Origin of the sequence: Streptomyces formicae, assembly GCF_002556545.1 — a bacterium.
GTDB classification, from domain to species: Bacteria; Actinomycetota; Actinomycetes; order Streptomycetales; family Streptomycetaceae; genus Streptomyces; species Streptomyces formicae_A.
In genome coordinates this window covers 2518965-2540378 of sequence record NZ_CP022685.1, presented here as the reverse complement: position 1 = coordinate 2540378, position 21414 = coordinate 2518965, and the positions used below count along the sequence as shown (strand labels likewise).

The following is a 21414-nucleotide window of genomic DNA, read 5'->3' as shown; positions in this document are numbered from 1 at the left end:
GGCAATACGTAGCCGACGAAAGCGAACAGCCACGATGACGGTTCCCCTGCCGACCGACTCCACCCGGTGGCGCTGCACGCTGTGCGGCAATCTCACGCGTTTCGACGTGACCCGCACGTCGAAGGTCGTCGAGTATGTCCATCTCGACCTGGCCGGTGAGTCGAACGTCGAGGAACGCGAGGTGGTCAGTGAGACCATCGAGTCCGTGCGCTGCCGCTGGTGCAACGCAGTGGATCAGGTGGAACTCGTGGACAGGCCGGGCACCGACTCCTGAGGGAGCGGGGCCCGCACAGCTAGTGGGGTGACGGATGGTGGAGAGCGCGAGCGGGGAGCCGGACGACGGCGCCGCTGAGGTGCTCGACCGCCCGCTGCCCGACGGGGTGCGTCGGCGGGTCGTCCAGATCGCGTCGGACGGCTTCGGCGGGCTCACCCTGACCGAACTGCCCGCACAGCTGCGGCAGTACGCCCGCTTCACGCCCACGCGGCGCGCGAAGTTCGCGGGCAACGCCATGGCGGCGGCGCTGGAGAGCGACACGCTCTTCCGGCAGCGCATCGCCGAACGTCTCAGAGAGGCCCAGCCCGAGCTCGCGGGCGCCCTGGACGCGGGCTCACCGCCCCCCGCCGCCGACCCCCTCGACGTCGCGGCCGCGGCCTACGTGCTGCGCCCCACGGGCTGGGTGAAGCTGGTCACCGCGGCGGGCGAGGAGGCCCAGCGGGCCGACGCCGAGCGCGTCGACGAGGAGACCAGGGCCGAGCTGGAGCGGCTGCGCGAGGAACTCGCCGCCGCCCGCGACCAGACGAGGGCGGAGACCGAGCGGCTGCGCACGGAACTCGAATCGGCGCGCAGGGAAGCCGAATCGATGCACCGCAAGCTGCGCGGGGCCCTCAGCGACGTCAAGCGGGGCGAGGCCGCGCTGCGTAAGGTGGCCGGTGAGATCGAGTCGGTGCGCGCCGAGGGGCAGGCCCAGGTGTCCGCCGCGGAGAGCGAGACCCGGCGCGTCAAGGCGCGGCTCGCCGAGACCGAGGCCGCCCTGGAGGCCAGCCGCAGGGCCGCCCGCGAGGGGCGCAGCGTCGAGGACATGCGGGTGCGGCTGCTGCTCGACACGGTCCTGGAGTCCGCTCAGGGGCTGCGCCGCGAGCTGGCCCTGCCGCCCGTGTCGGTGCGGCCCGCGGAGACCGTGGACGCCGTGGAGCCGGGCCGGATGTCGCCCAAGGACATCGCGGCGCGCGCGCTCTCGGAGAACGACCCGGCGATCCTCGACCAGTTGCTCGCCCTGCCCCAGGCCCACCTGGTCGTGGACGGCTACAACGTCACCAAGACCGGCTACCCCACGATGCCGCTGGAGAAGCAGCGGCTGCGCCTGCTCGGCTCGCTCTCGCAGCTGGCCCTGCAGTCGGGCGCCGAGGTCACCTGCGTCTTCGACGGCGCCGAGCTGGCCGCGCCGGTGCTGCTCGCGCCGCCGCGCGGGGTCAGGGTGCTCTTCTCCAAGCCCGGCGTCACGGCGGACGAGCTGATCCGCCAACTGGTGCGCGCGGAGCCGCCGGGGCGGCCCGTGGTGGTCGTCTCGACCGACCGCGAGGTGGCCGACGGGATCGCCAAGGCGGGTGCGCGCCCGGTGGCTTCGGTGGTGCTCCTCAAGCGGCTTTCGCGGGGCTAAGGGTGCGCACGTAACTCCTGTGCCCTATGCCCGGATTGAGGCGCGCCGCACGCGACGTAGCGTCAAAAGATCATTACTGGCTGTGGGTTGTCGGTAAAGAATGCATTCGGTGGGCCACTTTTTCCTGGTCAGGATTTGAACTGATCACAAGAAGGTCACTAATGTCTCGCCTCGAACCTCCGCTCGGTTGATCACCCATCCGGGGTGACGGCGGCGGTACCCGCCCACCGGGTCTTCGGTAGGCGGCTGGAGGAAGAAGGAGCCGCCTTCGTGGCGTCCCACCGTCGACCCAAGCAGCCGAGCCGCACCCGCGTGAGCGTGCTGACCGCGACCGCCGCCGCTGCCGTAGCCCTCACCTCGCAGGGCGCCGCCCAGGCCGCACCGAAGCCGAGCAAGGACGAGGTCAAGTCCAAGGTCGACGCACTCTACGAAGACGCGGGCCGGGCCACCGACAAGTACAACGGGGCCAAGGAGAAGCAGGAGAAGCTCGAGAAGCAGATCGGCGACCTCCAGGACAAGGTCGCCCGCGGCCAGGAGGAGCTCAACGACCTGCGCGGCGGCCTCGGTTCGATGGCCAGCGCCCAGTACCGCTCCGGCGGCATCGACCCTTCCCTGCAGCTCTTCCTCTCCTCCGACCCGGACAACTACCTCGACAAGGCGTCCGCCCTCGACCAGCTGAGCAGCAAGCAGGTCGAGTCGCTCAAGAAGATCCAGGAGAAGCAGCGGGACCTCGCGCAGCAGCGCAAGGAGGCCGCGGGCAAGCTGGACGACCTCGCGGACACCCGCAAGGAGCTCGGCCGCAAGAAGCAGGAAGTCCAGGGCAAGCTCGGCGAGGCGCAGAAGCTCCTCAACACGCTGACGGCCAAGGAGAAGCAGGCCCTCGCCGCCAAGGAGCAGAAGCGCGCGAGCCGCGCCGCCGACAACCGCGCGGACCTCGGCAAGGAGGCCCCGGCCTCGAACCGCGGCGCCGCCGCCCTGGCCGCCGCTGCCACCCAGCTCGGCAAGCCGTACGTCTCCGGCGGCTCGGGCCCCAACTCCTACGACTGCTCCGGGCTCACCCAGTGGGCGTACGCCCAGGCCGACGTGTCCATCACCCGGACCACGTACACCCAGCAGAACGACGGCACCAAGATAGGCCGCAGCGAGCTCAAGCCCGGCGACCTGGTGTTCTTCAACAACCTCGCGCACGTCGGCTTCTACGCGGGCAACGGCCAGGTGCTGCACGCCCCCAAGCCCGGCGCCGTGGTGCGCTACGAGTCGATGGCGTACCTGGGCACCTTCCAGTTCGGCGTCCGCGTCGCCTGACCCCGACGTCAACGCGCTGCCGACACCGCCCAAACGGGCGAATTCCGGCAACTCCCGCTGACCCCGCGCCCCGTTGATGACCTGCGTCTGAGGCGGGGCGTCGGGCTGTCCGCGCGCTTTCCGCACCCCGCGAGGTCTTTGGCCCCTCCGTAGTCGCACGGCTACTGTCGGCGCGCATTCCCCCGGACAGGCGGGGGTCCTTCAGCGGAAGGGAGAGCGGCGTCCCGTGGGGTCCCATCGCCGTCCCGCACAGCCCGGTCTCGACCGGAGCACGCGCGTCACCGTTCTTTCCGCTGCCGCGGCCACCGCGGCAGTGGCCTTCGGCGCGGCGCCCGCCGGCGCAGCGCCGCAGGACAAGCCGTCCGACACCCGGGCCCAGGTGGACCGGCTCTACGAACAGGCCGAGCAGGCCACCGAGTCGTACAACAAGGCCGACGAGCGCGCGGACAAGCTGCACGCGCAGGTCGAGCGGACCAAGGACAGCGTCGCGCGCGGCCAGGAGCGCATCAACACGATGCGCGGTGCGCTCGGTTCGCTGGCGGGCGCGCAGTACCGCGAGGGCGGCATCGACCCGTCCCTGGCCCTGATGCTCTCCTCCGACCCGGACGGCTACCTGGAGAAGGCCGCCGCCCTCGACCGCATCGGCTCCCGGCAGGCGGGCGCGCTCAAGGACCTCCAGCAGGCCCAGCGCGCGCTCTCGCAGCAGCGCGCGGAGGCCACCCGCAAGCTGGCCGAACTGGAGAAGAGCCGCACCGCCGTCGCCCGCCACAAGCGCACCGTCGAGCACAAGCTCGCCAAGGCCAGGCGGCTGCTCAACTCGATGCCGAGCAAGGAGCGCGAGGAGTACGACAGGTCGTCGCGCTCCGGCGAGGGACGCGCCGAGCTGCCCGACCTGGCGGGCGCGGACGCCGCGTCCTCCTCGCGCGCCGCCGCGGCCATCGCCGCCGCACGGAGCGCGGTCGGCCGCCCCTACGTGTGGGGGGCCAACGGCCCGTCCGGATTCGACTGTTCGGGCCTCATGCAGTGGTCGTACGCCCAGGCCGGGGTCGGCCTGCCGCGCACCTCGCAGGCCCAGCGGTACGCGGGACGCCAGGTGCCGCTGTCCCAGGCGCGGCCCGGCGACCTGGTCGCCTACCGCGACGACGCCAGCCACATCGGGATGTACGTGGGCAACGGCCAGGTGGTGCACGCCCCCTACCCCGGCGCCGCGGTGCGCTACGACCCGGTGGGCATGATGCCGGTGTCGTCCGTGACCCGGGTCTGACCCGCGGCCCGGAGGCGGCGCACCGTACGATCGGAACGTGGCTGGTCACGGGCGTGGGTCGGGGAGGGTGGCGCTGTGCTTCGCGCTCTGCCTCGCCGTGCTCGCCGGATGCGGCGGCGATCCGGTCCCGGACGCCGCGGGACGCGAGGTGCGGGCGCTGCTCGAACAGCGCGCGCACGCCGTCCTGACCGGGGACGAACCGGCGTACGAGCGCACCGAGCGGCCGACGGCCGGCGCGCCCGACCTCTTCGAGAACGTCCGCGACGTGCCGCTGAGCTCCTGGGAGTACCGCCTGACCCGCCTCGACGACTCGGGCGCGAAGGCCACGGCGAGTGCCCAACTCCGCTACCGCGTCAAGGGCTACGACCGCGCCCCGCTCACCGCCGAGCGCACGCTCTCCCTGGAGCGGGACGACGGTCGGTGGTACGTCACCGCGGAGCGGCCCGCGAAGAAGTCGGGCGAGCAGCTCTGGGACCAGGGGCGGGTGACGGCCGCGCGGGGTGAGCGGAGCCTGGTGCTCGGCGTCGGCCGGAGCGCCGCGGAGCTGCGCACCCACCGCGAGGTCGCCGACCGCGCGGTGCCCGCGGTGCGCGCCGCCTGGCCGGGCGACTGGCCCGAGCGGGTCGTCGTCCTGGTGCCCCGGTCCCTCGACGGCATGGCGGGGCTCCTCGGGGCGCCCGCCTCCGGGTATCGGGGGATCGCCGCGGTCACCACGGGCGAGGCGGGCGGTTCGCGGCGCTCGCCCGCCGACCGGATCATCGTCAACCCCGAGGCGTACGGCGTCCTCGGCGACTTCGGCAAGCAGGTCGTCCTCACCCACGAGACGACCCACGTCGCGACCCGCGCGCAGACCTCGGCGGCCACCCCGCTCTGGCTCTCCGAGGGCTTCGCGGACTGGGTGGGCTACCGGGGCACCGGGCGCACGGCGGCGCAGGCCGCGCCCGAGCTGCGGCGCGCGGTCCTGGCCGGGCGGCTGCCGAAGGAGCTCCCCGAGGACGACGACTTCGGCTTCGGGGGCGACGCGGACGCTCTCGCGCAGTCGTACGAAGGGGCGTGGCTGGCCTGCCGGATGATCGCGGAGCGGTGGGGCGAGCGGAAGCTCACGGATTTCTACCGGGCGGTGGGCGAGCACAAGCAGCGGCCGGGGGCGGTCGAGGACGCGCTGCGGGACGTCCTGGACACCACGCAGGGGGACTTCACGGCGCGCTGGCGTACGTATCTCCGCTCGGAGCTCGGCTGACCTGCCCCGGCATCGACCGCCGCTCCTCGGCGCGCGGTTCGGACACCGTCTGCCGCCAGAGGGTGCGGCAGCCCAGCAGCGTTGCCGCCACGAGCAGACCGTTGCGTACGAGGAGCAGCGCGATGCCCAGCGGATCGCTCGCCACCACGTGGGAGAACCACACGGGGAACTCCAGGAACGTCACGAAGGTGGCCACCAGGACCAGCCGGGCGGGCCGTTCCATCCGGCTGGTGCGAAAGGCCAGGCAGACGGCGGCGGCCCCGACCAGCCACAGCAGGTACTGCGGGCTGATCACCCGGCTCGTCGTCGTGAACAGGAGCACCGCCACGAAGGCCGCGTCCGCGAGCGTGCTCGCCGACCTGGCCCTGGCGCGAAGGCGCCACACCAGGAGCCAGCCGAAGGCCGCCGCCGACAGGACCTGCGCCACCGTGCTGACCAGCGGGACGTAGGGGCCGAGGAACTCCACCGAGCCGTAGTTGAGCCGCACCTCGCCCTGCCAGCCCAGGTGCCGCGCGAGGTGGAAGACGAGGGCGCCGAGTGATTCCACCTCGGTGCCCCGGTCCCGCTGGAAGGTGAGGAAGGCGAGCGCCCCCGGCATCGCCACCAGGAACGTCAGGGTGACCCCGACGGCGGTGCCCGCGGCGGCGGTCCAGGAGCGGCGGGTCGCCCGGCCGCGCGGGGTGCCGACGAGCAGCAGCACCGGCCACACCTTGAGCAGCGCGCCGAACCCGGCGAGCGCCCCCATGGCACGCGGGTGCCTGGCCCCCGCGAGCAGGGCGGCGACGGCGACGGCGGTCACCAGGACGTCGTAGCGGGCGTACACGATGGGGCCGAGCAGCGCGACGCCCACCACCCAGAACCAGGCGCCCCGCGGCGACTTGCCGGGCCGTCGGCCCGTGTACAGGAGCAGCCCGCACACGGCGGCGTCGGCGAGCAGGCAGAGCACGAAGAAGGCGGTGGCATAGCTCAGGAAGGGCAGCAGGGCGGGGGAGAGGATCGCCAGGGCGGCGGCGGGCGGGTACTGCCAGGTGACGTCGTCGAGCGGGAAGGTGCCGGTGCGCAGGACCTCGTACCAGCCCTGGTAGATGACGGAGACGTCGCTCGTCACGTCGGGGCCAGGGGCCGTGAACACATGGAGGACGCAGAGCAGCAGGACGGTCCTGGTCAGGACCCAGACGGTCAGGATGCGCGCCATGCGTGCCTCGCCCCTTTTCACATACTTACGTGTGATTCAGGACGTCATGATGCCGGGGGGAACCGACCGAGGGCCAAGAGGCTGGGCCGTTCGGTGCGTACCGGCGGCTTTCGGTACTGTCGGGCGCGATGCACAAGACCCTGATCGTCACGAACGACTTCCCGCCCAGGCCCGGTGGCATCCAGGCGTTCCTGCACAACATGGCGCTGCGCCTGGACCCCGAGCAGATCGTCGTCTACGCCTCCACCTGGAAGCGCGGCCGCGAGGGCGCGGAGGCCACCGCCGCCTTCGACGCCGAGCAGCCCTTCCCGGTCGTACGCGACCCCACGACGATGCTGCTCCCCACGCCGCGCGTCACCCGCCGCGCGGTCTCCCTGCTGCGCGAACACGGTTGTACGTCGGTGTGGTTCGGTGCGGCGGCGCCGCTCGGCCTGATGGGCTCCGCGCTGCGCGGCGCCGGGGCGACCCGGCTCGTCGCCACCACGCACGGGCACGAGGCGGGCTGGGCCCAGCTGCCCGCGTCCCGCCAACTCCTGCGCAGGATCGGCGAGTCGACGGACACGATCACCTATCTGGGCGAGTACACGCGCTCGCGGATCGCCCCCGCGCTGACGCCCGCCGCCGCGGACCGCATGGTCCAACTGCCGCCCGGCGTCGACGAGAAGACCTTCCACCCGGACTCGGGCGGCGCCGCCGTGCGGGCCAGGCTCGGCCTGACCGACCGCCCCGTGGTCGTCTGCGTCTCGCGCCTCGTGCCGCGCAAGGGCCAGGACACGCTGATCCTCGCCATGCCGAGGATTCTGGCGCGGTCGCCCGAAGCGGTGCTGTTGATCGTCGGGGGCGGCCCCTACGAGAAGGACCTGCGCAAGCTCGCGGTCGAGACCGGGGTCGCGGACTCCGTGCGCTTCACGGGCGCGGTGCCCTGGGAGGAACTCCCCGCGCACCACGGCGCGGGCGACGTCTTCGCCATGCCCTGCCGGACGCGGCGCGGCGGCCTGGACGTGGAGGGCCTCGGCATCGTCTACCTGGAGGCGTCGGCGACGGGCCTGCCGGTCGTCGCCGGCGACTCCGGCGGGGCACCGGACGCGGTGCTTGACGGTGAGACGGGCTGGGTGGTCCGGGGCGGCTCCCCGGAGGAGGCCGCCGACCGGATCACCGCGCTCCTCGAAGACCCTGAGTTGCGTCAGCGCATGGGGCAGCGGGGGCGGGAGTGGGTCGAGGAGAAGTGGCGCTGGGACTTGCTGGCGCAGCGGCTCAAGGATCTGCTGTGACGCCTACTGGGCTGCCACTCCGCTGGTCGCGCGGCTGACTGCCGCATGGGGCTGATCGCGCAGTTCCCCGCGCCCCTTAAGGGGCGCGGGGAACTGCGCGAGCGACCACGACGGACCCGCGGTCGCAGCACAGCCAACGCCCCACGGCGAGTGGGCGCCCCGCCAACGCTACCCGCGGTAAATCGCCTCGATCTCGTCCGCGTAGTCCTTCGCCACCACATTCCGCTTCAATTTCAGCGAAGGCGTCAAGTGGCCGGACTCCTCCGTGAACTGCGACCCGAGGATCCGGAACTTGCGTACGGACTCCGCCTTGGAGACCGCCGCGTTGCCGTCGTCCACCGCGCTCTGGATCGCCGCGAGCAGGTCCGCGTCGTCACGGAGCGAGGCCGCCGTGGCGTCGGCGGGCTTGCCGTGCTCGGCGGCCCACCGGCCGAGGAACTCGTCGTCGACGGTGACGAGCGCGCCCACGAACGGGCGGCCGTCGCCGACGACCATGCACTCGGCGACCAGCGCGTGCGCGCGGATGCGGTCCTCGATCACGGCCGGGGCGACGTTCTTGCCGCCCGCGGTGACGATGATCTCCTTCTTGCGCCCGGTGATGCGCAGATAGCCGTCCTCGTCGAGCGTGCCGATGTCGCCCGTGTGGAACCAGCCGTCGGCGAGGGCCTCCTCGGTGGCGCCCTCGTTGTTCCAGTACCCCTTGAACAGGTGCTCGCCGTGGAGCAGCACCTCGCCGTCGTCGGCGATCCGCACGACGGAGCCCGGCAGCGGCTGGCCGACCGTGCCGATCTTCTGGCGGTCCCAGGGGTTGAAGGCGGTGGCGGCGCAGGACTCGGTCAGGCCGTAGCCCTCGAGGACCGTGAAGCCGATGCCGCGGAAGAAGTGGCCGAGGCGCTCGCCGAGCGGGGCGCCGCCGGAGATCGCGTACTCGCCGCGGCCGCCGAGCACCGCGCGCAGCTTGCTGTAGACGAGCTTGTCGAAGACCTTGTACTTGATCTTCAGGCCGAGCGAGGGCCCCGCGGGGGTGTCGAGCGCGCGGCTGTAGGCGATCGCCGTGTCCGCGGCCTTGTCGAAGATCTTGCCCTTGCCGTCGGCCTGCGCCTTGGCGCGCGCCGAGTTGTAGACCTTCTCGAAGACGCGCGGGACGCCGAGGATCATGGTCGGCCGGAACGACGCCAACTCGTCCGTGAGGTTCTTGACGTCGGGCGCGTGGCCGAGCTTGATCGGCGCCATCAGCGCGGCGACCTCGACGAGCCGTCCGAAGACGTGCGCGACGGGAAGGAAGAGGAGGACCGAACAGTCGCCCGTGCGGAACAGGGGTTTGAGGCGCTCCACCACGTTGCCGCACTCGGCGAAGAAGCTGCGGTGCGTGAGGACGCAGCCCTTGGGGCGGCCCGTGGTGCCCGAGGTGTAGACGATGGTGGCCGGGTCGTCGGCGCCCGCGACCGCGCCGCGCTCGTCGACGGCCTCGTCCGTGACGTCGGCGCCCGCGCGGTTCAGCTCCTCGATGCCGCCCTTGTCGATCTGCCAGACGTCGGCGAGCGAGGGCAGCCGGTCGCGCACGGACTCGACGGCCGCGGCGTGCACGTCCAGCTCGACGAAGCAGGCCACGGCGCCCGAGTCGCCGAGGATCCACTGGATCTGCTCGGCCGAACTCGTCTCGTACACCGGCACGGTCACCGCGCCCGCGTACCAGATGGCGAAGTCGAGGAGGGTCCACTCGTAGCGCGTGCGGGACATCAGGCCCACGCGGTCGCCCGGCGCGACGCCGGAGGCGATCAGACCTTTGGCGGTGGCGCGCACCTCGGCGAGGAAGGTCTTGGCGGTGACGTCCTGCCAGCGGCCTTCGGTCTTGCGGCCGATGACGGCGACATCCGGGTGCTGCGCGGCATTTCTGCGGACGATGTCGGTCAGATTGCCGTCCGCAGGGACCTCGTACAGGGCCGGAAGGCTGAACTCGCGCAAGACTGCTGCTCCTACATAGGGCGCCGGCGCCACGACGTTGTGTGCTGCGACGGTGCGGTCCAAGATCGGGCAGGTGCTCGAGCGGGGGGAGGGCCGAGCACTACTGGACTGCCCGGACGTTACCCATCGGTATGGCTTGTTCGATAGGGGGGCAGGCCCAGATGTTCGGTGCGTCACACGTCGTTGTGGTCTGAATCGCACAGTACGCCACCGTCTTCCCGACTCGGAAGTAACCGCAGGTCCGGCCGCTGCCCAGGGCCCCTACCCGTCGCGCGGTGCCCGTCCTAGGGTGATCGGCATGCCAGCTTTCCGGGTCAATGTGGTCAGTGACGTGCACGGCAACGCGGCGGACCTCGCCCGCGCGGGGGACGGCGCGGACGCGCTCGTCTGCCTCGGCGACCTCGTGCTCTTCCTCGACTACGCCGATCACTCGCGCGGGATCTTCCCCGACCTGTTCGGCGCCCGGAACGCGGGCCGCCTCGTGGAGCTGCGCACCGCGCGGCGCTTCGAGGAGGCCAGGGCGTTCGGCGCGGAGCTCTGGGCGGGCGTCGACCGGCGGCCCGCGATCGAGCGCGCGGTGCGCAAGCAGTACGCCGAGATGTTCGCCGCCTTCCCCACGCCTACGTACGCCACCTACGGCAATGTCGACATGCCGACCCTGTGGCCGGAGTACGCGGGGCCCGGCACCACCGTCCTGGACGGCGAGCGCGTGGAGATCGGCGGCCGCGTCTTCGGCTTCGTCGGCGGCGGCCTGCGCACCCCCATGCGGACGCCCTACGAGATCAGCGACGAGGAGTACGCGGCCAAGATCGAGGCCGTCGGCGAGGTCGACGTGCTCTGCACCCACATCCCGCCGGAGATCCCCGAGCTCCTCTACGACACCGTGGCCCGCCGCTTCGAGCGGGGCAGCGTCGCGCTGCTCGACGCCATCCGCAGCACCCGTCCGAAGTACGCGCTCTTCGGCCATGTGCACCAACCCCTCGTCCGGCGCATGCGGGTCGGCGCGACGGAGTGCGTGAACGTCGGGCACTTCGCCGGGTCCGGCAGGCCCTGGGCCCTGGAGTGGTGACACCGCGGCGCGCGGTAGCCTTCACGCGGTACACACCGTCTTATCCCGTACCGCATCTGGAGGAGCCACAGCGATGGCGGAACACACCAGCTCGAGCATCACGATCGAGGCGGCACCGGCCGAGGTCATGGGAGTGATCGCCGACTTCGCGCGTTACCCGGACTGGACGGGAGAGGTGAAGGAGGCCGAGGTCCTCGCCACCGACGAGCAGGGCCGCGCCAAGCAGGTCCGCCTCGTCATGGACGCGGGCGCGATCAAGGACGACCAGACCCTCGGCTACACCTGGACCGGCGACGACGAGGTCAGCTGGACCCTCGTCAAGTCGCAGATGCTGCGCTCCCTGGACGGCTCCTACCTCCTGAAGCCCGCGGGCTCCGGCACCGAGGTCACCTACCGGCTCACCGTCGACGTCAAGATCCCGATGCTCGGCATGATCAAGCGCAAGGCCGAGAAGGTCATCATCGACCGCGCCCTGGCGGGCCTCAAGCAGCGGGTGGAGACGAGCAAGGCGTGAGCTGACGCCCTCGGCGTCCTCCGACACCGCTGACGTACGGTTCACCCTTATGCGCACCCTCCTCGTCACCGGCCCCGGCGGCGCCGGGCGTACCACCGTCGCCGCCGCCACCGCGCTCGCCGCCGCCCGCGCGGGCCGCAGGACCCTGGTGATCTCCGCCGACCGCACCGACACCCTCGGTGCGGCGCTCGGCGCCCCGGACGCGCACCCCGGCCTCACCGCGCTGCGGCTCACCCCCGACGACCGGTTCAGGGACGACCTGGTCGCCCTCCAGGAGCGGGCCGGATCCGTCTTCGAGCTGCTCGGCGCCGACCGCCTCGACGGCGAGGAGTTGACCCCGCTGCCCGGCGGCGACGAGCTCGCCCTGCTGCGCGCCCTGCGGGACGCCGCGCGCGAGGACGCCCACGACACCGTGGTCGTCGACCTGCCCGCCGCCCCCAAGGCCCTCGCCGCCCTCGCCCTTCCCGAGCAGCTCCGCCGCTACCTGCGCAGGCTGCTCCCGCCCGAGCGGCAGGCGGCCCGCGCGCTGCGCCCGATGCTCGGCCGCCTCGCGGGCGTCCCGATGCCCGCCGCCTGGCTGTACGAGACGGCCGCCCGCTGGGAGGACGAACTCGCCGCCGTCCAGGCCCTGGTCGAGGCGCCGGACACCACCGTCCGCCTGGTCGCGGGGCCGGGCCCCGGCGGCGCCGACGCGCTGCGCGCCGCCACCGCGGGACTCGCCCTGCACGGCCTGCGCACCGACCTCGTGATCGCCAACCGGATCCTGCCCGACGCGTCCGCCGACACCTGGCTCGCGGCGCTCGCGGCCCAGCAGCACAAGACGCTCGCGGAGTGGGAGACGGCGTACGACCGGGTCGTCCGCGTCCCGCACCTGGGCCGTGACCCGCGCGGCGCCGACGAGCTCGCCGCCCTCGGCGTGCCCGCGCCGGACGCCGCCCCCGGCCCCGTCGCCTGGCCCGTCACCGAGGCCACGGCCGAGGACGGCGGCGGGCGCGTGTTCGTGTGGCACATCCCGCTCCCCGGTGTCGTACGCGAGGAGCTCGGCCTCATCAGGCGCGGCGACGAACTCGTCGTCACCGCGGGCCCCTTCCGCCGCATCGTCACCCTGCCGTCCGCGCTGCGCCGCTGCACCGTCGCGGGCGCCGGGCTCCGCGAGGGCGAGCTGCGCGTGCGGTTCACGCCCGACCCGGACCTGTGGCCGCGCGACCGGTGAACGTGCTACCGCCATTCGGGTAACGTCGTAAGACATGAGCGATGCCACCGAGCGGGACACCCCCGAAGTCGACGCCGACGCCTGGGAGAAGGCGTGCGCCGAGGACCTCGCGGCGGAGAAGGCCCGGCGCCGCGCGCAGTACGGCCCGCCGCCCGGGTCGGCCGCCGAGGAGCTGCGCAAGCTCGTTGACGCCGTGTCCGACAAGCTCTCCGGGCTCCAGGCGCCGCTGCTCGGCGCCGTCGCGCAGGGGGCCGTCGAGCAGACCCTGAAGCAGGTCGTCAGAGAGGCGAAGGCCGTCGTCGAGCCGGTCATCGAGCGCAACCCCGACGTCTTCGACCACCTCGCCGCCGCGGGCTCCGAGCTGCTCGCCGCCTACCGCTCGGCGGTCACGGGACAGGAGGGCCGCTGGACCCGGGACGACGACGAGGCGAGCGGCGGCGCACGGGGCGGCGCGCGCGGCGACGACCGCCCCGACGAGGGGCCCTCGTCGGGCGAACACATCGATCTGGACTGACCCCCCTCGGGTACGGTGGGCCGTAGCGGGGCTCGATCGAACTGAGGGATTCATGGGACTCACCATCGGCGTCGACATCGGCGGCACGAAGATCGCGGCCGGCGTGGTCGACGAGGACGGCACCATCCTCTCGACCTTCAAGGTGCCGACCCCCGGTACTTCCGAGGCCATCGTGGACGCGATCGCCTCCGCCGTGGAGGGCGCGCGGGCCGGTCACGAGATCGTCGGCGTCGGCATCGGCGCCGCCGGCTACGTCAACCGCCAGCGCTCCACGGTCTACTTCGCGCCCAACATCGACTGGCGCCAGGAACCGCTCAAGGACGAGGTCGAGAAGCGCGTCGGCCTCCCGGTCGTCGTGGAGAACGACGCCAACGCCGCCGCGTGGGGCGAGTACCGGTTCGGCGGCGGCAAGGGCCACCGCAACGTCATCTGCATCACGCTCGGCACCGGCCTCGGCGGCGGCATCATCATCGGCAACAAGCTGCGCCGCGGCCACTTCGGCGTGGCCGCCGAGTTCGGCCACATCCGGATGGTCCCGGACGGCCTGCTCTGCGGCTGCGGCAGCCAGGGCTGCTGGGAGCAGTACGCGTCGGGCCGCGCCCTCGTGCGGTACGCGAAGCAGCGCGCCAACGCCACCCCGGAGAACGCCGAGTACCTGCTCTCGCTCGGCGACGGCACCCCCGACGGCATCGAGGGCAAGCACATCTCGATGGCCGCACGGCAGGGCGACGCGGTCGCCGTCGACTCCTACCGCGAGCTGGCCCGCTGGGCCGGTGCCGGTCTCGCCGACCTGGCCTCGCTCTTTGACCCGTCCGCCTTCATCATCGGCGGCGGCCTCTCGGACGAGGGCGAGCTGGTCCTCGACCCGATCCGCAAGTCCTTCAAGCGCTGGCTGGTGGGCAGCAACTGGCGCCCCGAGGCCCAGGTCATCGCCGCCCAGCTGGGCAACAAGGCGGGCCTGGTCGGCGCGGCGGACCTGGCGCGGGAGCCCGATCCGGTCATGTGACTCTGTGACGGGGGCGCCGCCCATCGCGCCGCGCGCTCGTCCTCAAACGCCGGACGGGCTGGTTCTCCCCAGCCCGTCCGGCGTTCGCGTATCTTGATCGCCATGCCGACGAGCTCGACCTCCTCGCTTCCCAACTCCCGCACCGAAGCAGACGGTTCGGCCGTCATCCGGGTGCTCAGCTACAACATCCGCTCGATGCGCGACGACACCGACGCGCTCGCCAGGGTCATCGCCGCCTGCTCCCCTGACCTGGTCCTGATCCAGGAGGCGCCGAGGTTCTTCCGCTGGCGCAAGAAGCTGGCCAGGCTCGCGCGCGCGGCGGACCTGGTGATCCTCTCCGGCGGCGGCAGCGCGGCGGGCCCCGCGCTGCTCTGCTCGCTGCGCGCGACCGTCGAGCGGACCGAGGACGTACTGCTCCCGCTCACCCCCGGCCTGCACCGGCGCGGCTTCGCCACCGCCGTCGTCCGCTTCGGCGGGGCCAGGATCGGCGTCCTCAGCTGTCACTTGAGCCTGCAGAAGGACGAGCGGTACGCGCAGGGCGGGCTGCTGCTCGACCGGCTCGCGGAGCTGGGCGTGGCGCACGCGGTCGCGGGCGGCGACCTCAACGAACGCCCCGAGGGACGGACGTTCCGCCGTCTCGCCTCGGCGCTCCAGGACTGCTGGGCCGTGCGGCCCTGGGGCGGCGAGCAGACCTCGACGCCCGTCGACCCGCACCAGCGCATCGACGCGCTCTTCGCCACCTCGGACGTCGAAGTCCTCGGCTGCGGCGTGCCGTCGGACCTGCCTGGGGTGACCGGGACGGACCTGAGGGCGGCCACGGACCATCTGCCGGTCCTGGCCGCCCTCAGGGTGCCCGCGGCCTAGGGCCGCTGCTTGGCCTTGTCGGTGATCGCCCAGCTGTCCAGGTAGGAGAGCTGGGTGTACACCTTCCTGTCCTTGCCGTCACCCGAGGACCGCTCGTCGCGGAAGCCCAGGAACTGGTACGTCCGGGCGTCGAAGATGAAGAAGCCGCCGTACGGGGTGCCCTTCACCGTCGGGTCGTCGTAGGTGATCGCGACGCCCGTGCGGCCCTTCGCGTCCTTCTGGTTCGGGACCGCCTTCACCCCGGGGACCATGCCGAGCGCTTCGTACGCGGCCGGGCGCAGGCCCTCCGGCATCACGGGGACGAGCTTGAGGAGCCCGGCGAGGCTGAAGTGGATGTCCGACCACTCCTGGTCCGTGATCTCGTCCAGGGAGTCGTTCTTGTCGTGCGGACCCGTCTTGTGGAGCAGCGAGAGGATCAGCTTCTCCGGGTCCTTCGGCAGCTTCTTGAGGGTGCCCCAGTCCTGCGGGGGCCACGACGACTCGTTCTCCTTGAGGGGCTCTGCCCACCACCCCTTCCCGATCTCCATGACCCAGGAGCGCTTCGAGCCGTCCACGGAACGCCAGTTCTCGTCGACGTGCCGCGTGACCTTGCCCGTCTTGTCCTCGGTCTCCTTGATGATCTCCTTCGTGTAGATGAACTGGTCGTCGTGCGGGGCGACGGTCCTCTCGTGCGCGCGCTCGTACGCCGCCGCGCCGTTCAGCACGGCGCGCGCGCTGACGTTGCGCATCGAAGGGGCGCTGCTGGCGGGCGGGTTGGCGCGGGGCTCCTCCTGGTCGTCGCCGTTCACCGCGACCAGGACCGTGCCCGTCACCGCGGCCGCGACGGCTCCGGCGACGGCGAGGCGCAGCCCCGGGCGGCGCCACGCCGGGCGCGGCGGGGCGGCCGTCTCGTTCATCGCGGCGAACAGACGCACCCGCGCGCGGTGGCGCGTGTCGTCGTCGAGCGGGGGAGCCCCCGCCTCCCAGTCGCGCAGTTCATCGAGCTCATTCATGGGCGTGTGCCTCCTGGAACGCTGTCGGATCGGATCCGCCCAGTGCTTCGCGCAATGTGCTGCGGGCCCGGTGCAGCCGGGACCTCACGGTGCCGACGGGCACCCCGAGGGCCTGGGCCGCCTCCTCGTAGCTGAGGTCGGCCCACGCCACGAGCAGGACCACGTCGCGGTGGCGCGGGGAGAGGGAGGCCAGGGCCGCCGCCAGTTCGTGGCGGATGCCCCGGGCGCCCGCCCGGGCGACCGCGCGCTCGGCGACCGGCTCATCGTGCTGCACCGGCGCGGGCACCTGGGCCAGCGCCTTGAAGCGGCGGGCCTCGGCCCTGCGGTGTCTGCCGATGAGGTTGGTCGCGATGCCGAACAGCCAGGGGCGGGCGTCGGCCCGCGCCAGGTCGTAGCGGTGGCGCTGCTTGAAGGCGGTGGCGAAGGTGTCCGCCATCAGGTCCTCCGCCGCCTCGGGACCGAGCCGACGTGCCGCGTACCGGTACACGGAGTCGGCGTGCCGGTCGAAGAGGACGGCGAACCGCTCGGGCTCGTCCCGGGACCGCTCGATTGACCAGGCGTCACTCTGCTCGCGACTGCCCGCGCGGAGGGGGACGCCGGGTTCGACGGTCATCGGGGCTCCTTTCGTTCGTCTGAACGCCTCGAAGGCTTGGGCTCGTGCGGGTGGTTCACCTCTCCTTCGCCGCTCGCCGGGATCGGGTTCCATCGCGCTGCCGAAGGGATGCCGAAGGGATGCCGAAGGGCCCGCCCGGAGAGTGTCCGGACGGGCCCTTCGGGGGTGTCGGTGGTGTCAGACGACCGCGCCGCGCCCCGGGTCGTCCTCGTCCTCGTCGTCCTCGCCGCCCATCCGCATCACGAGCGTGGCGAAGCCGCCGAGGAAGCCGCCGATGCCGAGGGTGGTGAGCCACCACGTCATCTGCCAGCCGAGCAGCACGGCGAGCAGGATCAGCAGCGGCCCGCCGATCACCGCGAGCCAGGCGAACTTGGCCGTCACGTCCGCCGGGGGCAGCGGGGGCGGCTCCGGCGGTACGAAGTGGCCCTCGTCGTCCGCGTCGAAGTCCGTCTCGGAGGGCTCGGGCGTGGAGTAGTCGCGCGGGCCGCCGACTCCCGGCGCGAAGGAGACGGAGCTGCCGAGCGGCTTGTCGGTGCCGGACTTGGCGTCGGGGTCCGGTTTGCCGGGGCCGCTCGCCGAGCCGTTCGTCTCCGGTTCGAGCAGTGCCAGGTCCTCGACCGACTTGAAGGGCTTGGCACCCGGCGGGTCCGCGGGCTCCTCGCCGTACCCCGCGACGATCGCCTGCCAGGCGGCGTCCTCGTCGATCGGCAGCCCGTCGTCGGGCGCCTCGCTCTGCTCGGGGCCCTGCTCGGGCTCGCGCGGCTGCTCCTCGCCGCCCTCGCCCTTGGGGGTCTTCTCCTCGCGGCTCTCGTCGCGGTCCGCCTCGTGCTCAGCCACCGGTGGCCGTCCCTTCCTTACCGACGCTGGGGGCGAGCCGGCCGATGAACGTGTGACTCTCCTCGAAAATCCGGTCCGCGTCGTGGTCCAACGTCGCGACGTGGTAGCTCTGTTCCAGCAGGACCTCCCGGACGTCCGTGGAGGACACCCGGCTGAGGACCCGGGCCGAGTCGGCGGGCGGCACCACGTGGTCCTGCGGGCTGTGCAGCACCACCAACGGCTGGGTCACCTGCGGCAGTTCGGCGTCGACCAGGCGGAAGAAGCGGCGCAGGGAGTGCGCGGCGTGCAGCGGCACCCTGTCGTAGCCGAGCTCCTTCGAGCCGGGCTTCGCGATGTCGCTCGCGATGCCCTTGGTGGAGGGGATGAGGTGCCGCGCGACGGGCAGCGCGTGCGCCGCCAGGCCGTGCACCTTGTTCCCCGGATTGACCAGGACGAGGCCGCTGATCGCGTCCCCGTGCTTGGCCGCGAGGCGCAGCGCGAGCGCCCCGCCCATGGAGAGCCCGAAGACGAAGACCCGCTCGCACCGCTCGAGCAGCACCCGCAGCTCGCGCTCCACCTCCGCGTACCAGTCCTGCCAGCCGGTGACCTGCATGTCCTCCCAGCGGGTCCCGTGCCCCGGCAGCAGGGGCAGCGAGACGGTGAGGCCGCGCTCCGCCAGATACTCGGCCCAGGGGCGCAGCGACTGCGGGGATCCGGTGAAGCCGTGGCAGAGGAGGACGCCGACCTCGCCGCCTTCGTGGCGGTACGGCTCGGCTCCGGGGAGGACCGGCACCTTCGGTCTCCTTCGTGAGAGGGGGAGGGGGGTTCATGGCGAATCGAGGAGTACTTCACCGTACGCGACCGGACTGACACCGACCAGGGTCGTCGGGCCCATTGCCCGCGCCCCGGGTTAAGGTCTGATCCACAGACACAGGAGGCACTCGGTTTGATCTACGGCGCAATGAAGGTTGCCATCGGAGGGCCCCTGAAGCTCGGCTTCAGGCCCTGGGTGGAGGGCCTTGAGAACGTTCCCGCCGAGGGCCCCGCGATTCTGGCGAGCAATCACCTGTCCTTCTCGGACTCCTTCTTCCTCCCCGCGGTCCTCGACCGCAAGGTCACCTTCATCGCCAAGGCGGAGTACTTCACGACGCCCGGTGTGAAGGGCAAGCTCACGGCCGCCTTCTTCAAGGGCGTGGGCCAGCTCCCCGTGGACCGCTCCGGCGCGCGCGGCGCGGGCGAGGCGGCCATCAAGAGCGGCATCGAGGTCCTGGAGCGCGGCGAGCTCTTCGGCATCTACCCCGAGGGCACGCGCTCGCCCGACGGCCGGCTGTACCGCGGCAAGCCCGGCGGCCTCGCGCGCGTGGCGCTCGCCACCGGCGCCCCCGTGCTGCCCGTGGCGATGATCGACACCGAGAAGATCCAGCCCCCCGGCAAGGTGATGCCGAAGCTGATGCGCCCCGGCATCCGCATCGGCAAGCCCCTCGACTTCACGCGCTACCAGGGCATGGAGCAGGACCGCTTCGTGCTGCGCGCGCTGACCGACGAGGTCATGTACGAGATCATGAAGCTGTCCGGCCAGGAGTACGTCGACGTGTACGCGACGGCCGCGAAGCGCCAGATCACCGAGGAGGCCAAGGCGGCCAAGGCGGCGGAGAAGGCCGCCGAGAAGGCCGCGGAGAAGGCCGCCGCGGAACAGGCCGAGGCAAAGGAACGGTCCGGCTCCTAGCCGCGTCCGTTCAGGGGTGGGGGACGACATGGCCAAGCGCGAGAGAGTCATGAGGATGTCGGTCGAGCAGCCGCTGTGGCGCGCGCTCACCGGCTACCGCGTCCTGACGATGCTCTACGCGATCGCGCTCTTCGTGCGGGCGTACGACGAGTTCGACCGCCCCTGGGTGGCCTGCGCGTACTTCACGGTGCTCGCCGCCTGGACGCTCGGCACGCTGCCCCGGGTGGCGAACGCGGCGAGCTGCACCAAGCGGTTCCTCGTCGTGGACCTGGCCGTCGCGCTGACCGGCATCCTGCTCACCCCGCTCGCCGACTCGCGCCAGCAGGTCGTCGGCGAGGGCCCGACGCTGCCCTCCATATGGACCGCGGGCGCCGTCCTGGCGTACGCGATCAAGGGTGGCTGGCGGTGGGCGGCCTGCGCCTCCGCGCTCGTCGGCGTCGCCAACATCGTGCAGCGCGGCGAGCTCACCCAGTCCACCGTGCACAACGTCCTGCTCGTCTGCATCGCCTCCATCGCCATCGGCTACGTCGTCGAGGTGGCCCGCGCCTCCGAGCGCACCCTCGCCCGCGCCCTGGAGATCGAGGCAGCGACCCGCGAGCGCGAACGGCTCGCCCGCGACATCCACGACAGCGTCCTCCAGGTCCTCGCGATGGTGCAGCGGCGCGGCAGCGCCATGGGCGGCGAGGCCGCCGAGCTCGGCCGGATGGCGGGGGAGCAGGAGGTCGCGTTGCGCGCCCTGGTCGCCGGGGGCCTGGTGCGCACCTCGCACGCGTCGGAGGACGCCTCGCAGGGCGCTCTCGTGCGCGTGGTCGAGGAACCGGACGGAGGGCCGGACGGGGAGCAGGACGACGCGGCCCCCTGCGACCTGCGCTCCCTGCTCTTCCCGTACGCGGGGTCGAAGGTGACCCTCTCGGAGCCCGGGGCACCGGTCCACCTCCCGCCCCGCGCGGCCAGGGAGCTGGCGGCCGCTGTCAGTGCCGCACTGGACAATGTCCACCGGCACGCGGGAGCGGACGCGCACGCCTGGATCCTCGTCGAGGACGAGCCGGACGCGGTGATCGTGACGGTGCGCGACGACGGCCCCGGCATCCCGGAGGGACGGCTCGCCGAGGCCGAGGGGGAGGGGCGCCTCGGGGTCGCCCTGTCGATCCGGGGGCGGCTGCGGGACATCGGGGGCACGGCCGAGCTGATCTCGGTACCGGGCCAGGGCACGGAAGTGGAATTGCAGGTCCCGCGCGTGGCGCGGGAGGCACGGGGGAAGGCGGGAAGACCATGACGAGCGAGCGAGAGCGGGGAAAGCCGGTGGAGCAGGTGGCGGGCGCCGGGGGGAGCGCGGGCACGGGCGCTGAGGAGAGCGCGGGTGCGCGCGCCCATGGCGGCGCGGGCGCGATCAAGGTCATGGTCGTCGACGACCACCCGATGTGGCGCGACGCGGTCGCCCGCGACCTGGCGGAGGCGGGCCTCGACGTGGTCGCGACGGCGGGCGACGGCGAGCAGGCGGTCCGCCGCGCGCAGGCCGCCGCCCCCGACGTCCTGGTCCTCGACCTGAACCTGCCGCTGAAGCCGGGCGTCCAGGTCTGCAAGGAACTCGTCGGCGCCAACCCGGCCCTGCGCGTCCTCGTCCTGTCCGCGAGCGGAGAGCACGCCGACGTCCTGGAGGCGGTCAAGTCGGGCGCCACCGGCTATCTCCTGAAGTCGGCGTCCACCGAGGAGCTGATCGACGCGGTGCGCCGCACGGCGGTCGGCGACGCCGTCTTCACCCCGGGCCTCGCGGGCCTGGTCCTCGGCGAGTACCGCAGGCTGGCCTCCGACTCCTCGCCTGGCACCCCCGAGGAGCAGAAGGCCCCGCAGCTCACCGACCGCGAGACGGAGGTGCTGCGCCTGGTCGCCAAGGGCCTGAGCTACAAGCAGATCGCCGAGCGCCTGGTGATCTCGCACCGCACCGTGCAGAACCACGTCCAGAACACCCTGGGCAAGCTCCAGCTGCACAACAGGGTGGAGCTCGTGCGGTACGCGATAGAGCGCGGCCTCGACGACGCGTGACCCTCCGTGCCGACGCGCGACCCCTCGTACGAGTGAACACACGTGATCAACTGCCCTGTACCGCCCAGGAATTGACCATTCGCCCTGTCCCTGAGTGACCTGGATCACCATTAGCGTGACTCGCATCAGGTCACTGAGGCGAAGGG

The 21414-nt window shown here is 72.5% G+C and carries 21 protein-coding genes; 15 read left to right on the top strand and 6 right to left on the bottom strand.

The features are described 5' to 3' along the window. Window positions 1–34 precede the first annotated feature (34 nt). The 5 genes from KY5_RS10695 to KY5_RS10675 all read left to right on the top strand — a co-directional run bounded on the left by KY5_RS10695 (window position 35) and on the right by KY5_RS10675 (window position 5467). Window positions 35–274, top strand: a complete 240-nt coding sequence (locus KY5_RS10695) for a hypothetical protein (RefSeq protein ID WP_055550048.1) — start codon at window positions 35–37, stop codon at window positions 272–274. A 34-nt stretch (window positions 275–308) separates the two neighbouring features. Further along, window positions 309–1658 (top strand): NYN domain-containing protein, encoded by a 1350-nt coding sequence (locus tag KY5_RS10690; protein ID WP_098242012.1) that lies wholly within the window; start codon window positions 309–311, stop codon window positions 1656–1658. A 270-nt stretch (window positions 1659–1928) separates the two neighbouring features. Then, the gene (locus KY5_RS10685) at window positions 1929–2963 is read left to right on the top strand and encodes a C40 family peptidase (protein WP_098242011.1); all 1035 of its coding nucleotides are present in this window, start codon (window positions 1929–1931) and stop codon (window positions 2961–2963) included. Between the two features lie 226 nt (window positions 2964–3189). Further along, window positions 3190–4227, top strand: coding sequence for an NlpC/P60 family protein (locus KY5_RS10680; protein ID WP_098242010.1), 1038 nt, complete (start codon window positions 3190–3192; stop codon window positions 4225–4227). A gap of 37 nt (window positions 4228–4264) precedes the next feature. Further along, on the top strand, window positions 4265–5467 hold the full coding sequence (locus KY5_RS10675; RefSeq protein ID WP_199843018.1) for a hypothetical protein: 1203 nt from the start codon (window positions 4265–4267) through the stop codon (window positions 5465–5467). Here the strand turns inward: KY5_RS10675 and KY5_RS10670 are convergent. Then, on the bottom strand, window positions 5424–6662 hold the full coding sequence (locus tag KY5_RS10670) for a glycosyltransferase family 87 protein (protein WP_098242009.1): 1239 nt from the start codon (window positions 6660–6662) through the stop codon (window positions 5424–5426). The two genes, KY5_RS10675 and KY5_RS10670, sit on opposite strands and share 44 nt — an antisense overlap. Window positions 6663–6790: 128 nt before the next feature. Here KY5_RS10670 and KY5_RS10665 point away from each other — a divergent pair, with 128 nt between their 5' ends. Beyond that, the gene (locus tag KY5_RS10665) at window positions 6791–7933 is read left to right on the top strand and encodes a glycosyltransferase family 4 protein (protein ID WP_098242008.1); all 1143 of its coding nucleotides are present in this window, start codon (window positions 6791–6793) and stop codon (window positions 7931–7933) included. Window positions 7934–8101: 168 nt separating this feature from the next. Here the strand turns inward: KY5_RS10665 and KY5_RS10660 are convergent, their stop codons facing one another. Beyond that, entirely contained in the window at window positions 8102–9898 is a 1797-nt protein-coding gene (locus tag KY5_RS10660; RefSeq protein WP_098242007.1) for an AMP-dependent synthetase/ligase, read from the bottom strand. A gap of 298 nt (window positions 9899–10196) precedes the next feature. On the opposite strand from KY5_RS10660, the gene KY5_RS10655 reads away from it, so the two are divergent. From KY5_RS10655 to KY5_RS10630, 6 genes are all read left to right on the top strand, one after another. Then, the gene (locus KY5_RS10655; protein WP_098247167.1) at window positions 10197–10967 is read left to right on the top strand and encodes a metallophosphoesterase family protein; all 771 of its coding nucleotides are present in this window, start codon (window positions 10197–10199) and stop codon (window positions 10965–10967) included. A gap of 73 nt (window positions 10968–11040) precedes the next feature. Further along, window positions 11041–11481 carry an SRPBCC family protein gene (locus tag KY5_RS10650; protein WP_098242006.1) on the top strand — a complete coding sequence of 147 codons (441 nt, stop codon included), beginning with the start codon at window positions 11041–11043 and terminating at the stop codon, window positions 11479–11481. A gap of 49 nt (window positions 11482–11530) precedes the next feature. Then, complete coding sequence (locus KY5_RS10645; RefSeq protein ID WP_098242005.1) at window positions 11531–12694, top strand: ArsA family ATPase; 1164 nt, start codon at window positions 11531–11533, stop codon at window positions 12692–12694. 34 nt (window positions 12695–12728) lie between these two features. After that, window positions 12729–13208 (top strand): DUF5304 domain-containing protein, encoded by a 480-nt coding sequence (locus KY5_RS10640; RefSeq protein ID WP_098242004.1) that lies wholly within the window; start codon window positions 12729–12731, stop codon window positions 13206–13208. 52 nt (window positions 13209–13260) lie between these two features. Further along, the gene (locus tag KY5_RS10635) at window positions 13261–14214 is read left to right on the top strand and encodes an ROK family glucokinase (RefSeq protein ID WP_098242003.1); all 954 of its coding nucleotides are present in this window, start codon (window positions 13261–13263) and stop codon (window positions 14212–14214) included. Between the two features lie 102 nt (window positions 14215–14316). Continuing rightward, on the top strand, window positions 14317–15078 hold the full coding sequence (locus KY5_RS10630) for an endonuclease/exonuclease/phosphatase family protein (RefSeq protein ID WP_098242002.1): 762 nt from the start codon (window positions 14317–14319) through the stop codon (window positions 15076–15078). On the opposite strand, the gene KY5_RS10625 is transcribed toward KY5_RS10630, so the two are convergent. The 4 genes from KY5_RS10625 to KY5_RS10610 form a co-directional block, all read right to left on the bottom strand. Beyond that, window positions 15075–16070 carry a CU044_5270 family protein gene (locus KY5_RS10625; protein WP_098242001.1) on the bottom strand — a complete coding sequence of 332 codons (996 nt, stop codon included), beginning with the start codon at window positions 16068–16070 and terminating at the stop codon, window positions 15075–15077. The genes KY5_RS10630 and KY5_RS10625 overlap by 4 nt on opposite strands. Beyond that, window positions 16063–16683: an RNA polymerase sigma factor gene (locus KY5_RS10620; RefSeq protein WP_098242000.1), complete on the bottom strand. Its 621-nt coding sequence runs from the start codon at window positions 16681–16683 to the stop codon at window positions 16063–16065. The genes KY5_RS10625 and KY5_RS10620 overlap by 8 nt, the downstream gene beginning before the upstream one ends. Before the next feature lie 177 nt (window positions 16684–16860). Continuing rightward, window positions 16861–17520: a hypothetical protein gene (locus tag KY5_RS10615; RefSeq protein WP_098241999.1), complete on the bottom strand. Its 660-nt coding sequence runs from the start codon at window positions 17518–17520 to the stop codon at window positions 16861–16863. Next, window positions 17513–18292, bottom strand: a complete 780-nt coding sequence (locus KY5_RS10610; RefSeq protein ID WP_098241998.1) for an alpha/beta hydrolase — start codon at window positions 18290–18292, stop codon at window positions 17513–17515. The genes KY5_RS10615 and KY5_RS10610 overlap by 8 nt, the downstream gene beginning before the upstream one ends. A gap of 156 nt (window positions 18293–18448) precedes the next feature. Here KY5_RS10610 and KY5_RS10605 point away from each other — a divergent pair, with 156 nt between their 5' ends. The 3 genes from KY5_RS10605 to KY5_RS10595 all read left to right on the top strand — a co-directional run bounded on the left by KY5_RS10605 (window position 18449) and on the right by KY5_RS10595 (window position 21268). Then, window positions 18449–19225 carry a lysophospholipid acyltransferase family protein gene (locus KY5_RS10605; RefSeq protein ID WP_098247166.1) on the top strand — a complete coding sequence of 259 codons (777 nt, stop codon included), beginning with the start codon at window positions 18449–18451 and terminating at the stop codon, window positions 19223–19225. A 28-nt stretch (window positions 19226–19253) separates the two neighbouring features. Next, on the top strand, window positions 19254–20501 hold the full coding sequence (gene macS, locus KY5_RS10600) for a MacS family sensor histidine kinase (protein ID WP_098247165.1): 1248 nt from the start codon (window positions 19254–19256) through the stop codon (window positions 20499–20501). A gap of 122 nt (window positions 20502–20623) precedes the next feature. Beyond that, window positions 20624–21268, top strand: coding sequence for a response regulator (locus KY5_RS10595; RefSeq protein ID WP_098247164.1), 645 nt, complete (start codon window positions 20624–20626; stop codon window positions 21266–21268). Window positions 21269–21414 lie beyond the last annotated feature (146 nt).

What these genes read in the sequence shown, in the direction of transcription:
- KY5_RS10695 (WP_055550048.1), top strand. Translation starts at nt 35, where the DNA reads ATGACGGTTCCCCTGCCGACCGACTCCACCCGGTGGCGCTGCACGCTG.
- KY5_RS10690 (WP_098242012.1), top strand. Translation starts at nt 309, where the DNA reads ATGGTGGAGAGCGCGAGCGGGGAGCCGGACGACGGCGCCGCTGAGGTG.
- KY5_RS10670 (WP_098242009.1), bottom strand. Translation starts at nt 6,662, where the DNA reads ATGGCGCGCATCCTGACCGTCTGGGTCCTGACCAGGACCGTCCTGCTG.
- KY5_RS10665 (WP_098242008.1), top strand. Translation starts at nt 6,791, where the DNA reads ATGCACAAGACCCTGATCGTCACGAACGACTTCCCGCCCAGGCCCGGT.
- KY5_RS10655 (WP_098247167.1), top strand. Translation starts at nt 10,197, where the DNA reads ATGCCAGCTTTCCGGGTCAATGTGGTCAGTGACGTGCACGGCAACGCG.
- KY5_RS10650 (WP_098242006.1), top strand. Translation starts at nt 11,041, where the DNA reads ATGGCGGAACACACCAGCTCGAGCATCACGATCGAGGCGGCACCGGCC.
- KY5_RS10645 (WP_098242005.1), top strand. Translation starts at nt 11,531, where the DNA reads ATGCGCACCCTCCTCGTCACCGGCCCCGGCGGCGCCGGGCGTACCACC.
- KY5_RS10640 (WP_098242004.1), top strand. Translation starts at nt 12,729, where the DNA reads ATGAGCGATGCCACCGAGCGGGACACCCCCGAAGTCGACGCCGACGCC.
- KY5_RS10635 (WP_098242003.1), top strand. Translation starts at nt 13,261, where the DNA reads ATGGGACTCACCATCGGCGTCGACATCGGCGGCACGAAGATCGCGGCC.
- KY5_RS10630 (WP_098242002.1), top strand. Translation starts at nt 14,317, where the DNA reads ATGCCGACGAGCTCGACCTCCTCGCTTCCCAACTCCCGCACCGAAGCA.
- KY5_RS10625 (WP_098242001.1), bottom strand. Translation starts at nt 16,070, where the DNA reads ATGAATGAGCTCGATGAACTGCGCGACTGGGAGGCGGGGGCTCCCCCG.
- KY5_RS10620 (WP_098242000.1), bottom strand. Translation starts at nt 16,683, where the DNA reads ATGACCGTCGAACCCGGCGTCCCCCTCCGCGCGGGCAGTCGCGAGCAG.
- macS (WP_098247165.1), top strand. Translation starts at nt 19,254, where the DNA reads ATGGCCAAGCGCGAGAGAGTCATGAGGATGTCGGTCGAGCAGCCGCTG.
- KY5_RS10595 (WP_098247164.1), top strand. Translation starts at nt 20,624, where the DNA reads ATGGTCGTCGACGACCACCCGATGTGGCGCGACGCGGTCGCCCGCGAC.